The organism is Azospirillum sp. (genome assembly GCF_050789165.1).
This window is the reverse complement of record NZ_JBOZRT010000028.1, coordinates 55,815-68,561: the sequence shown is the minus strand read 5'-3', so window position 1 is coordinate 68,561 and position 12,747 is coordinate 55,815. Positions and strand designations below refer to the sequence as shown.

The 12,747-nt window shown below is 70.2% G+C and carries 12 protein-coding genes; 2 read left to right on the top strand and 10 right to left on the bottom strand.

The window, feature by feature from the left end:
- Window positions 1-3: 3 nt before the first annotated feature.
- The 10 genes from glcF to ACRWK7_RS05310 all read right to left on the bottom strand — a co-directional run bounded on the left by glcF (window position 4) and on the right by ACRWK7_RS05310 (window position 10,370).
- On the bottom strand, window positions 4-1,341 hold the full coding sequence (glcF, locus tag ACRWK7_RS05355) for a glycolate oxidase subunit GlcF (protein WP_431855164.1): 1,338 nt from the start codon (window positions 1,339-1,341) through the stop codon (window positions 4-6).
- A 135-nt stretch (window positions 1,342-1,476) separates the two neighbouring features.
- Window positions 1,477-2,676 carry a glycolate oxidase subunit GlcE gene (gene glcE / locus ACRWK7_RS05350; protein ID WP_431855163.1) on the bottom strand — a complete coding sequence of 400 codons (1,200 nt, stop codon included), beginning with the start codon at window positions 2,674-2,676 and terminating at the stop codon, window positions 1,477-1,479.
- A gap of 6 nt (window positions 2,677-2,682) precedes the next feature.
- Window positions 2,683-4,170 (bottom strand): FAD-linked oxidase C-terminal domain-containing protein, encoded by a 1,488-nt coding sequence (locus tag ACRWK7_RS05345; protein ID WP_431855162.1) that lies wholly within the window; start codon window positions 4,168-4,170, stop codon window positions 2,683-2,685.
- Between the two features lie 157 nt (window positions 4,171-4,327).
- Entirely contained in the window at window positions 4,328-4,453 is a 126-nt protein-coding gene (gene ykgO, locus ACRWK7_RS05340) for a type B 50S ribosomal protein L36 (RefSeq protein WP_012973122.1), read from the bottom strand.
- 106 nt (window positions 4,454-4,559) lie between these two features.
- The gene (locus ACRWK7_RS05335; RefSeq protein WP_431855161.1) at window positions 4,560-5,513 is read right to left on the bottom strand and encodes a methyltransferase domain-containing protein; all 954 of its coding nucleotides are present in this window, start codon (window positions 5,511-5,513) and stop codon (window positions 4,560-4,562) included.
- Window positions 5,514-5,592: 79 nt separating this feature from the next.
- Window positions 5,593-6,582, bottom strand: coding sequence for a penicillin-insensitive murein endopeptidase (gene mepA / locus ACRWK7_RS05330; protein WP_431855159.1), 990 nt, complete (start codon window positions 6,580-6,582; stop codon window positions 5,593-5,595).
- 95 nt (window positions 6,583-6,677) lie between these two features.
- Window positions 6,678-7,811, bottom strand: a complete 1,134-nt coding sequence (locus ACRWK7_RS05325; RefSeq protein WP_431855190.1) for an ABC transporter permease — start codon at window positions 7,809-7,811, stop codon at window positions 6,678-6,680.
- Window positions 7,812-7,825: 14 nt separating this feature from the next.
- A complete protein-coding gene (locus tag ACRWK7_RS05320; RefSeq protein ID WP_431855158.1) occupies window positions 7,826-8,758 on the bottom strand; it encodes an ABC transporter ATP-binding protein in 933 nt (310 codons plus the stop codon).
- Complete coding sequence (locus tag ACRWK7_RS05315; protein WP_431855157.1) at window positions 8,755-9,702, bottom strand: HlyD family secretion protein; 948 nt, start codon at window positions 9,700-9,702, stop codon at window positions 8,755-8,757. Before ACRWK7_RS05315 ends, ACRWK7_RS05320 begins: the two co-directional genes overlap by 4 nt.
- Window positions 9,699-10,370: a TetR/AcrR family transcriptional regulator gene (locus ACRWK7_RS05310; RefSeq protein ID WP_431855156.1), complete on the bottom strand. Its 672-nt coding sequence runs from the start codon at window positions 10,368-10,370 to the stop codon at window positions 9,699-9,701. The genes ACRWK7_RS05315 and ACRWK7_RS05310 overlap by 4 nt, the downstream gene beginning before the upstream one ends.
- Before the next feature lie 232 nt (window positions 10,371-10,602).
- On the opposite strand from ACRWK7_RS05310, the gene nifA reads away from it, so the two are divergent.
- Together nifA and ACRWK7_RS05300 are read left to right on the top strand one after the other, a co-directional pair.
- Window positions 10,603-12,384, top strand: coding sequence for a nif-specific transcriptional activator NifA (gene nifA, locus ACRWK7_RS05305; protein WP_431855155.1), 1,782 nt, complete (start codon window positions 10,603-10,605; stop codon window positions 12,382-12,384).
- Window positions 12,385-12,486: 102 nt separating this feature from the next.
- Complete coding sequence (locus tag ACRWK7_RS05300; protein ID WP_431855154.1) at window positions 12,487-12,732, top strand: YdcH family protein; 246 nt, start codon at window positions 12,487-12,489, stop codon at window positions 12,730-12,732.
- The last annotated feature ends 15 nt before the right edge of the window (window positions 12,733-12,747 follow it).

Here is a 12,747-nt window from a genome sequence, read left to right as displayed (position 1 = left end):
ACCCTACTCCGCCGCGCGGGTGTGCGCGGCCGGCGGCCAGCCGGCGAAGGCCTCGCTCTCCTCCAGCGCGCCCGGCAGCGGGCCGCCGGTCGCCCAGTCCAGCAACTCCACCGTGTGCACGATGGGGATGCCGGTGCCGGTGGCGATCTGGGTGATGCAGCCGAGGTTGCCGGCGGCCACCGCGTCGGGCTCGGTGCTCTCGATGTTGCGCACCTTGCGGTCGCGCAGCGCCTCCGACAGCTCGGGCTGCAGCATGTTGTAGGTGCCGGCCGAGCCGCAGCAGATGTGCCCCTCGGGGACCTCGCGCACCTCGAAGCCGGCGGTGCGCAGCAGGGCGCGCGGCGGGTCCTTGATGCGCTGGCCGTGCTGCATGGAGCAGGCGGAATGGTACGCCACCACCTGCCCGGTCGGGCGCGTCGGCCCGGTCAGGCCGATCTCCGCCAGGAACTCGGTGACGTCGCGGGCGAGCGCCGCCACGCGCCTGGCGTCGGCCTCCAGCGCGTGGCCGGCGAACATGTGGCCGTAGTCCTTCACCGTGGTGCCGCAGCCGGACGCGTTGATGATGATGGCGTCCAGCCCGTTCCCGTCGATCTCCTTGACCCAGGCGGCGATGGTCTTCGCGGCGGAGCCGTGCGACAGGTCGGTCTTGCCCATGTGGTGGGTCAGCGCGCCGCAGCAGTCGGCGCCCTTCGCCACCACCACCTCGACGCCGTGGCGGTTCAGCAGGCGGATGGTCGCCTCGTTGATCTGCGGCGCCAGCACCTGCTGGGCGCAGCCGATCAGCAGCGCGACGCGCTTCGTCCGCACGCCCTCGGCCGGATGGACGCCGGGTCGGTCGACGGCGCTCGGCCCCGGCACCGACTTGGGTGCCAAGTGCAGCATGGCGCCGACGCGGCCGGGGATCAGGTTGCGGAACGGCCGCGCCACCCAGGCGCCGAGCAACGCCAGCCGGAACAGCCGCGGGTTCGGCAGCACCTTGGCCAGCAAGTTGCGCAAGTGCCGGTCGACGGGGGGGCGGGTATAGGTCTTCTCGATGTGCTCGCGCCCGCGGTCGACCAGGTGCATATAGTCCACGCCCGACGGGCAGGTGGTCATGCAGGACAGGCACGAGAGGCAGCGGTCGATGTGCTTGACCACCTTGGGCGACGGCGGCCCGCCCTTCTCGAACATGTCCTTGATCTGGTAGATCCGGCCGCGGGGCGAGTCCAACTCGTCGCCCAGCGTGATGTAGGTCGGGCACGTCGCCGTGCAGAAGCCGCAGTGCACGCATTTGCGCAGGATGCGCTCGGCCTCCTGGACTTCGGGCTTGGCGAGCTGGGCGAGGGTGAAGTTGGTCTGCATGCGTCGTTACACCATCCTGCCGAAGCCCCGCTTCCCTCGGCCGTCACTCCCGCGAAGGCGGGGATCCGGACCTTTGGCAGCGGGCCGCTGTGCGAACCCTGGATCCCCGCCTTCGCGGGGATGACGAGAAAAAAGCTACACCCCCGCGTAGATGCGGCCGGGGTTCAACAGGCGTTTGGGATCGAAGCTCTCCTTGACGCGCGCGGCGAGCGTGGCCAGGGGCTCGGGCTGCGGGTGATAGACGGGCACGGAGGCGCGCACGTCGTCCGGTGCCCGGATCAGCGTGGCGTGGCCGCCGGTGCCGTCCAGGCAGGCGCGTATGTCGGCAGCGCCGGGCACCGCCGCAACCCACAGCAGGCCGCCGCCCCAGTCGAAGTACAGGTCAGCCTCCGTGGTCTCGCGGATGGCCGCGGCGACGCGGGGGCCTTCGGTGGGCGGGACGGAGAGCTTCCACACCAGCCGCTCCGCCGGCTGGGCGAAGAACGCCACGTCCCGAATCTCACGCCACAGCGCCAGCGACTCGTCCCGCTCCAGCACCGCGTCGGCGCCCAGCTCGTCCGTCAAGGCCGCGACGCGGGCGGCGACCGACGGCCCGAAGCCTTCCAGGCGGATGCAGGTCGCCGCCCCGCCCAGCCGCGCCACCACGCCCGAGCGCGCCGCCACGGCCGCCGGCAGGTGCGCCGCGCCCGACACCTCGTGCGGGCTCTGCAAGGCCAGGGTCAGCGCACGCACCGCCTCGGAGTCGTCCCTGCCGAGCAGCACCAGCGTCCGCACGTCCTCCGGCGCCGGGAGCACCTTCAGCGTCACCTCGGTCATCGCGGTCAGCGTGCCCATGGAGCCGGCCATCAGCTTGGGCACGTCGTAGCCGGTGACGTTCTTCACCACCTTGCCGCCGCCCTTGTAGACCTCGCCGCGCCCCGACACGCCCTCGACGCCGAGGAAGTGGTCGCGCGCCGACCCCGCCTGGATGCGCCGCGGCCCGGTCAGCCCGGCGGCCAGCATGCCGCCCACCGTGCCGCCACCCGCGGGCAGTCCGTACAGCGGCCCGAGGTCCTGCGGCTCGAAGGCGAAGTGCTGGCGCCGCTCGGCCAGCATCGGCAGCACCTCGGCGAGCGGCGTGCCGGCCTTAACGGTCAGCACCAGCTCTTCCGGTTCGTAGGCCACCACGCCGGAGAGCGCGGAGAGGTCGAGCGCGTAGGCGGCCTGCACCGGGCGGCCGAGTCGGCGCTTGGTTCCGGTGCCCAGCACCTCCAGCGGCTCGCCGTTGGAGAGCGCCCATTGCACCGAGTCGGCCAGCTGGGCGGCGGTGTCAGGCTTGAAGGTCGTGATCGTCATACGGCCTCAGAACCTCGGGATGTCGGGGAACGGCAGCTTGCCGCCGGAGATGTGCAGGCGGCCCAGCTCGGCGCAGCGGTGCAGTTCGGGGAAGACCTTGCCAGGATTGAGCAGGCCGTCCGGGTCGAAGGCGCATTTCAGGCGCTGCTGCTGCTTCAGGTCGGCCTCGGCGAACTGGTGGGTCATCAGGTCGCGCTTCTCGACGCCCACCCCGTGCTCGCCGGTCAGCACGCCGCCGACATCGACGCAGAGCTTCAGGATGTCGTTGCCGAACTCCTCCGCGCGCTCCAGCTCGCCGGGATTGTTGGCGTCGTAGAGGATCAGCGGGTGCAGGTTGCCGTCGCCGGCGTGGAAGACGTTGGCGACTCGCAGCCCGTGCTTCTCCGACAGCTCGCGCATGCGCTGCAGCACCAGCGGCAGCTTCTTGCGCGGGATCGTCCCGTCCATGCAGTAATAGTCGGGGCTGATCCGGCCGACCGCCGGGAAGGCGGCCTTGCGGCCGGCCCAGAACACCAGCCGCTCCTCCTCGCTGTTGGAGACGCGGGCGTAGACCGCGCCCTTGTCCTTGGCGATCGCCTCGACCGTGCCGATCAGGTAGTCCACCTCGGCCGGCGGGCCGTCCAGCTCGACGATCAGCAGCGCCTCGACGTCGAGGGGGTAGTTGGCGTGGACGAAGTCCTCGGCGGCGTGGATGGCCGGCTTGTCCATCATCTCCATGCCGCCGGGGATGATGCCGGCGGCGATGATGGCCGCCACGCAGTCTCCGGCCTGCTCGTTGGTCGGGAAGCCCAGCAGCACGGCGCGCGCGGTGGCCGGCTTCTTCAGGATGCGCACCGTCACCTCGGTGACCACGCCTAGCAGCCCCTCGGAGCCGGTGACGATCCCCATGAGGTCGTAGCCGCCGGCCTCCAGGTGCCTGCCACCGAGGCGCAGGATGGTGCCGTCCATCAGCACCATCTCGACGCCCAGCACGTTGTTGGTGGTCAGCCCGTACTTCAGGCAGTGCACGCCGCCGGAGTTCTCGGCGATGTTGCCGCCGATGGTGCAGGCGATCTGGCTGGACGGGTCGGGCGCGTAATAGAAGCCCTTGTGCGCCACCGCGTTGGAGATGCCGAGGTTGGTCACGCCCGGCTGCGTCACGACGCAGCGGTTGTCGTAGTCGATCTCCAGGATCTTGTTGAACTTGCCCATGCCGAGCAGGATTCCGTCGGCCAGCGGCAGCGCTCCGCCCGACAGCGAGGTCCCCGCCCCGCGCGGCACGACCTTGACGCCCATCTCCTTGCAGGCCTTGAGCACCTGGGAGACCTGTTGGGTGGTGCTGGGCAGCACGACGACGAGCGGTGGCTGGCGGTAGGCGGTGAGGCCGTCGCACTCGTAGGCGCGCAGCTCGTCCTCATCGACGATCACGCCTTCGCCGGGCACGATGGCGCGCAGGCGCTCGACGATCTCGCGGCGGCGGGAAATGATTCCCGCGTCCGGGGTGGGCATCTTCATGCCAGCCCTCTCCTCCCACTTGTTTCATCAAGTGGTAACACCGGCAAAAGCGACCGGGCAAGGAAAGGATTCAGGCAAAAGCAAAGCCGCGCCGGAAACACCGGCGCGGCCTGAACACGCTCTGCTGCAGCGCGGCCGGACGAGCCGGCCGGCGGTATCAGCCCTGACGGGCCTTGAAGCGCGGGTTCTGCTTGTTGATGACGTAGACGCGGCCCTTGCGGCGAATCACGCGGCAAGCCTTGTGGCGCGTCTTCATCGACTTGAGCGAGTTCACGATCTTCATGATACGAATTCCTGGTGCTTGAGATCAGCGGCGTGTTCGTAGGGCGCGGAACATAGTGCGGTGGATCGGGCCTGTCAACGCCCGATGGCACCCGCCGGAGACTCCCCTATTCCGCCGGCTTCAGCGCGTAGAACCGGTAGCAGCGCAGCCCGTTGTCCAGCGCCGACACGCGGCGCGCCCACAGTTCGATCTCGTCCATCACCGCCACTTTGGTCTCGTGCGCCAGGGAGTACTGCTCCAGCACCTGGGTGAAGCCCTGCAGCGCGGTGAGGATCAGGTGGCGATGGGTATCGGTGATGTCCTCGGCGATGCGCAGGTCGAGGTTGCGCTGGGCGAAGGCGTTCTGCATCTGCTCCAGCGACCAGAGGTTGGGCTCCTGCGGCTCGTGTTCGGCCCAGGCGGCGACCATCGCGCGATTCGGCTTGGGGCCGAGGATGTAGTCGGTGATCAGCAGGTGGCCGCGCGGCTTCAGCGCCGCCTCGATGCCGTCGAACATCTGGTCCTTGTCGCGGACGGTGAACAGGCCCTCCTTGTAGACGATGCCGTCGACGCGCTTGGGGAAGCTGAAGCACTCGGGATCGTAGCCCTCGATGGGGGCGCGCTTGTCGAGCCCGGCCATGTGCGAGCGCTCCATCCCCGCCTTGGCGAGCAGCGGCGAGGCCTCCAGTCCGGTCACCCAGCAGCCGAACTGCTGCGCCATGGTGCGGCTGGCGCCGCCCAGCCCGGCCGAGAGGTCGAGCGCGCTCATCGCCGGGTTGAGGCCCATCGGCTTGACCAGATAGGAGATGTGCTCGGTCCCGCCCGGCGTGCTGAAGCCCTTGCCCCACAGCCGTTCCGCCACCTCGATCCGGGTGGCCGACCACAGCGGCTTGCCCCAGCGGTTCTGTCCGGCCTCCGGCGGCTTGCCGGCCGACTTGGCCGCCGAAGCGGGAGCGGACCCGGCCGCGTCCTCACCCTTGCGCCGCTTCAGCCCGGCAAGGTCGTAGCCTTCCCACCACGCGTACAGGCGGGTCTTCAGGTTGAGGGGCGGAGCGTCGCCGGACTCGGGCTTGTCGGTCATCGCACGGCGCGCTCCGGCGCGCTTGGTCAGGGGTGAGTACGATACGATGCTGACGTTACCGTAACGCCCCCGCTCAAGGCTAATCAATAGTTGTCGCACCAACCTTCGTTGCAGGGGCGGAGGCGATGTGGGTTCCGCCCGAGCGCAGCACCGCGTGGCAGGCCGGCGGCAGGTGCGGGTTGCGCGGGCGCGCCCGCTCCGGCGGGGTCTCGGTCACCGGCACCGCACGGCGCAGCCAGCCCTGCAGGTCGTCGCCGCAGCCGTCGCCGTCCGGCCGCTCGCGCTGCTCCTCGCACTGCGGGCTGCCCGGCGGACAGCTCAGCCGGACGTGCATGTGGCCGTCGTGGCCGTGCCAGGGGCGCAGCTTGCCCAGCCAGTCCCGGCTCTTCCACTCCTTGGCGCACAACTCTCGCTTGATGGTCGGGCTGACGAAGATGCGCGACACGCGCGGGTCGCTGGCGGCGATTCGGATCAGCTCCGCCTGCTTCGCCGACCAGTCCTCGGTGACGCGGCGGATGTCGTAATCGACGTACTTGATCTCCTCCAGGTGCTCGCGCGCGGCGCGGCCCATGGGCGGCAGGTCGAGGCGCAGCCAGACGTCGGCGTCCAGACCGATCTGGTGGCTAGCGTGGCCGAAACTCATCGGCCCGCCGCGCGCCTGCGACATGTCGCCGATCAGCGCGGTGCCCAGTCCGGCAACCGCCACCTTCTGGCCGAAACCCTTGAGGAACTCCACCAGCGCCGGGTGGCCGTAGTTGCGCTGCCGCGACAGGCGGATCACCTGGTACCCGGTGCCCTCCCCCGGCAGCGCCACGCCACCCGACAGGCATCCCGCTGCGTAGCCGCCGATGGCCTGCGCCACCCCCTGCGCCGGGCCGCCGGTGCGGCTCCAGGCGATGGGCGTGTAGCCGGCCGGCCCGGTGGGGCGGATCTTGGCTTTTTTCGCTTTCGCCTTGGACGCGGAGACCTTGATCGGGTGGTCGGAACGGCGCTGCTTCGCATCGGCGTCTCCCGCGGCGAGGGCCAGCGCGCACACCACCACAAGCACCCCGCCGAGCATCCGCCGCATCGCTTATCCCCCGCCGAACGCGATGGGCGGATTTAAACTTAACGTTCCTTAATGAAAGATGGAGGACACCCCCGGCGGGCGCATTTGTCACGGGCTCAATCCAGCGTCTGGCGGTAGCGCTTCAGCGCGATCACCGTGACCACCACCAGGAAAGCGGTCAGCGGCCCCAGCTCGCCCAGGATGTCGGACAGGCCGTTGCCCTTCAGCAGGATGCCGCGGACGATGCGCAGGAAGTGCGTCAGCGGCAGCACCTCGCCGATGGCCTGCGCCCACTCCGGCATGCCGCGGAACGGGAACATGAAGCCGGACAGCAGCATCGACGGCAGGAAGAAGAAGAACGACATCTGCATCGCCTGCAGCTGGTTCTTCGCCACCGTCGAGAAGGTGAAGCCGACCGCCAGGTTGGCGGCAATGAACAGGATCATCACCACCGACAGCAGCGCCAGGCTGCCGACGACGGGCACGCCGAACAGCAGCCGCGCCGCCGCCACGATGATCACCACCTGCACGTAGCCGACGCCGATGTAGGGCAGGATCTTGCCCAGCATCACCTCGAACGGGCGGACCGGCATGGCCAGCAGGTTCTCCATGGTGCCGCGCTCGCGCTCGCGCGTGACGGCCAGCGCCGTCATCATCACCATGGTCATGGTGAGGATCGTCCCCATCAGCCCGGGCACCACGTTGTACTGGGTGATGCCCTCCGGGTTGTAGCGGCGGTGGATGCGCAGCTCGACGGGATCGGGGGTGGCGCGCAGGCCGGCCAGCGGCCCGCTGAGGTCGCGGTCGAGCGCGCTGCGGGCGATCTGGGTGAGGGCACCCAGCGCGTTGGAGGTAGCGGCCGGGTCGGTGGCGTCGGCTTCCACCAGCAGCACTGGGCGGGTGCCGCGCTGCAGGTCGCGCCCGAAGCCGGCGGGGATGGTGACGGCGAACTGCACGCGGCCCTCGGACAGCAGCTCGTCCAGTTCGGCCTCGGACCGGACGGCGCGGGTCATGGCGAAGTAGCCGGAGTTGGCCATGGCGGCGACCAGCGTGCGGGCGAAGGGGCTCTCGTCGGCGGCCAGCACCGCGGCCGGCAGGCGCTTCGGGTCGGAGTTGATGGCGAAGCCGAACAGGATCAGCTGCATGATCGGGATGGCGACCATCATGGCGAAGGTCAGCCGGTCCCGCCGCATCTGGATGAACTCCTTCACCATCACCGCGACGAAGCGGCGGAAGGAAAAGCGCCCCATCATCGGCCCCTCGCCTAGCGAAAGTTGTCCGTGCTCTGGTTCATCAGGTGGATGAAGACGTCCTCCAGCGTCGGCTCCACCGCCGCGACCTGCACGCCGGGCGTGCGCTTCCAGGGATCCAGCGCCGCCCGCACCGCGGCTTCGTCGCTGCCGCTGACGTGCAGGCGGGCGCCGAAGACCGCCACCATCTCCACGCCGGGCCTGCCCTCCAGGTCGTCCGCCACGCGGGCGATGTCGGGGGCCGAGACCGCCCAGGTGCGCAGGCGCGAACCGGCGACCACCTCCTCCACCGTGCCGCGGGTCATCAGCTTGCCGTAGGCGATGTAAGCGATGCGGTGGCAGCGCTCGGCCTCGTCCATGTAGTGGGTGCTGACCAGCACGGTCAGGCCGGCGTGCGCCAGGTCGTGGATCTCGTCCCAGAACTCGCGCCTAGCCTTGGGATCGACGCCGGCGGTGGGCTCGTCGAGCAGCAGCAGCTTCGGATCGTGCAGGATGCAGGCGGCCAGCGCCACGCGCTGCTTCCAGCCGCCCGACAGCTCGCCGGCCAGCTGCCCCTTCCGGTTGGTCAGGCCCAGGCGGTCGAGCGCCTCGGCGACGCGGCGCTTGCGGTCCGGCATGCCGTACATGCGGGCGACGAAGTCCAAATTCTCGGCGATGCTGAGGTCCTCCCAGAAGCTGAACTTCTGGGTCATGTAGCCGACCTGCCGCTTGATGGCGGCGCTCTGCGTCCGGATGTCGAGGCCGAGGCAGGTGCCCTCCCCGGCGTCGGGGGTGAGCAGGCCGCACAGCATGCGGATGGTCGTCGTCTTGCCGGAGCCGTTGGGGCCGAGGAAGCCGTAGATCTCGCCGCGCGCCACCTGGATCGAGAAATCGTCCACCACCGTCTTGGCGCCGAAGCGCTTGACGAGGCCGCGGACGTCGATGGCGAGGGAGCCCGCGTCGCTCATCGCCCCACCTCCACGTCCACCGGCAGGCCCGGATTGAGCCCCACCCCTTCCTCCGGCTTCGCCTCGATGCGGAAGACCAGCTTCTCGCGGCTGCCGATGCTGTAGATCACCGGCGGCGTGTACTCGGCGCGCGACGCCACGAAGGTCACCCGCGCCGCCAACCCCGCCGGGCAGCCGTCGCAGCGCAGCCCCACCCGGTCGCCGGGCTTCACCCGCGCCATCAGCGGCTCCGGCACGAAGGCGATCACCTTCACCCGTCCCGGCGGCAGCAGCGACACCACCGGCGAGCCGGCCGGCACCCATTCCCCCGGATTGTACAGCGTGTCGTCCACCAGCGCGTCGGCCGGCGCCGCAGGCGCCATCTCCGCCAGCCGCCGCTCCTGCTGCGCCAGCGCCGCCTCGGCCATGGCGACGGCGCCCTGCGCCGCCTGGATCTGGTCGGGCCGGGCCGGCAGGCGGCTGACGGCAAGCTGCGCGGTCAGCTCGGCCAGACGCGCCCGGTCGCGCTCGTAGGCGCTGCGCGCCGACTCCAGCTTCTCCGGCGAGCTGACGCGGGCGCGCACCAGCTCCTCCTGCCGTTTCATCTCGGATTCGGTGTAGCGCAGGCTGGCTTCGGCCTGATTCTTCTGCGCCTCGACCACCGCCAGTTCCTCGGGCCGCCGGCCAAGCAGCAGGTCGGCCAGCTGCGAGCGCGCCTGCGCCACCGCTGCCGCCAGCCGCGCCCGCTCGGCCAGCGCCGCCGTGCGGTCGAGCGCGAACAGCGGCGCGCCGGCCGTCACCACGTGCCCGCGCGCCACCGCCAGCGTCTCCAGCGTCGCCGCGGCGGGAGCGGCGACGCGCAGGTACTCGCCCTCCACGTAGCCCTGCACCCGGTGCCCGGCCGACGCCGAGGCCAGCCCCAGGGCGACGGCCAGCGCCGCCAGCGTCTCGGCGATCCAGCTCATGCTTCGTCTCCCCTGGGCGGGCCGTCCGGCTGCAAGGCCCGGCGCAGATGGTCGAGGTGCTCGGCAAGCAGGCCGCGGACGTCCAGCGGCCTGCCCTCCACCGGTTCGAAGGAGGAGCGCCAGACGGCGATCATCAGCATCGGCGCGATCACCAGCCGCACCGTGTGGGCGACGTTCACCGGGCGGAACTCGCCGCGGGCGACGCCGCGCTCGATCACCGCGCCGACGACGCGGAAGCCGCGGTTGATCACCTCGTCCAGGTAGAAGCGGGCGAGGTCGGGGAAGTTGCCGGCCTCGGCGATCATCAGCTTGGGGATGCCGCCGACCTTCGAGGCCATGATCCGTCCGCCGATGCCCTCCAGCAGCCGCGCCAGGATTTCCATGGAGGAGCCGGGGAAGTCGTGCAGCAGGTGCTCCGCCATCTCCAGGTTCGGCACGATGGCCGAGCGGACCACCGCCTTGAACAGCTCCTCCTTGTTCGGGAAGTACAGGTACAGCGTGCCCTTGCTGATGCCGGCGCGCGCCGCGATCTCTTCCAGCCTCGTCGCGGCGAAGCCGCGTTCGGTGAAGACGTCCAGCGCGGCGGCGACGATCTCCTGCGGGCGGGCCTCCTTGCGGCGGCGCCAGCGCGGCGGGGTCCCGGGTCCGGGAAGCGGGTCATCGGCCATGGCGGCCTCACTTGATAACTGACCAGTCAGTTATTTATCACACCCGCCGCCCGACCGCCAGACCCGGCGCATGGTTATCTCCTGGTGCACACGAAGGCGGCAGAACGGCGCGTGGGCGGGCAACGCCGTACGCCCGCCACCCGGAACGATGGCAAAAGTCGCAGAAACGTTGCGGGCACTCACCGCGGCACCGTGCTTGCATAGGCCGAAACGGGTAGCGGGTAGTAAAAGGATGCCGACCATGTCCGCACGGCACGCCGCGTCGAACCTGGAACTGCTGGCGATCTACGAGGTGAGCAAGATCCTGGGCTCGTCCCTGGACCTGCAGCAGACCCTGCGCGAGGTGCTGCGGCTGCTCTCCTACCAGCTCCAGATGCACCGCGGCCGGATCTACCTGCTGGGCGAGGACGCGGTCATGCGGCTGGTCGCCGCCAACGGCCTGTCCAACGAACAGGCCGGCCAGGCCGAGTTCCGCGAGGGCGAGGGCATCATCGGCCGCATCCTCAAGACCGCCATGCCGGCGGTGGTGCCGAACCTGGCCGACGAGCCGCTGTTCCTCAACCGCACCGGCGGGCGCGAGGATCTGGAAGAGCAGGTGGCCTCCCTGGTCGGCGTGCCGATCAAGGCGGCCGGCAGCGTCATCGGCGTGCTGACCATCGACCGCATCAGCGACGATGGCCCGACCACGCATTTCGGCACCGACGTGCGGTTCCTGACCATGGTGGCGAACCTGATCGGCCAGACGGTGCGGCTGCACCGCACGGTGGCCGAGGAGCGCCGCTTCATGATGCGCGAGACCTTCCGCGTGCAGAAGGAGCTGCGCGCGGCACCCCCGATCGCCGACGTGGTGTGCACCAGCCCGGCGATGACCGACGTGCTGGCGCAGGTGCACCGCGTGGCGCCCTTTAAATCCACCGTGCTGATCCGCGGCGAGAGCGGCACCGGCAAGGAGCTGATCGCCCGTGCCATCCACAACCTCAGCCCGCGCAAGGACAACCCGTTCATCCGCGTGAACTGCGCGGCCCTGCCCGAGACGCTGCTGGAATCCGAGCTGTTCGGCCACGAGAAGGGCGCCTTCACTGGCGCCCAGAAGGACCACAAGGGCCGCTTCGAGCTGGCCTCCGGCGGCACGCTGTTCCTCGACGAGATCGGCGACATCTCGCCCAACTTCCAGGCCAAGCTGCTGCGCGTGCTGCAGGAGCAGGAGTTCGAGCGGGTCGGCGGATCGCGCACCATCCGCACCGACGTGCGCCTGATCTGCGCCACCAACCTCAACCTCGAGGAGGCGGTCGGCAAGGGCAAGTTCCGCGCCGACCTCTACTTCCGCATCAACGTGGTCAGCATCTTCCTGCCGCCGCTGCGCGAGCGGCGCGACGACATCGGCGCGCTGGCCAAGCACTTCGTCGCCAAGTTCAACAAGGACAACGGGCTGACCCTGGCGCTGGCGAACGAGGCGCAGGACGTGCTGAACCGCTGCCCGTGGCCCGGCAACGTGCGCGAACTGGAGAACTGCATCGAGCGCGCGGCGACGCAGAGTCGCGACGGCATCATCCGCGCCGTCGACCTGTCGTGCGCCATGAACCTGTGCAACTCGTCGATCCTGTTCCAGTACAGCACCATGGGCTCGGCGGTCGGCGGCCTCGCCCCGGCCACCGCGGTGCACGCCGCGCACAGCGCCGCCCCGCCGCCCGCACCGCCCCCGGCGAAGACGGTGTCGGCGGCCGCGCCGGCGCTGCCGCCGATCCTGCCCTCCAACGCACCGTCCGGCTGCGCCGCCTGCCTCAGCGCCCCGTCCGCGCACGCCGCACCCGCGAACGTGCCCATGCCGCCCCCCGGCGAGGCCGCCGACGCCCTGGCGGAGGAGCCGGAGTCAGGCTCGTTGCGCGACCGCCTGCTGTGGGCGATGGAGCGCACCGGCTGGGTGCAGGCCAAGGCGGCCCGCCTGCTCGGCATGACGACCCGGCAGGTAAGCTACGCCCTGCGCAAGTACGACATCGAGATCAAGCGCTTCTAGGCACCGCCCTGCGACGGTATGTCCACCTCCGTGCGATTGCGTTCGGCTCCGCGAGGCTCTTACGCTCGTACCGTCCAAGGTCCGAACGAAGGAGACTGTGCCATGCTGCAACGTCACGACCTGGAAGGCGAATTCCCCGAATATCGCGGCAAGCTGGCGTCGATCCGCGCCGCCAACGAGAACTTCCGCACGCTGGAGGGCGAGTACGCCGCCCTCGACAGGGAGATCCTGACGGCCGAGGAGGACGGCCTGCCGATCACCGACGAGCACTTCGTGGCGCTGAAGCGCCGCCGGCTCGCCATGAAGGAGCAACTGGAGGGCATGCTGAAGGCGTGGCAGCCGGCGTAACCGCCGCCGTCCACC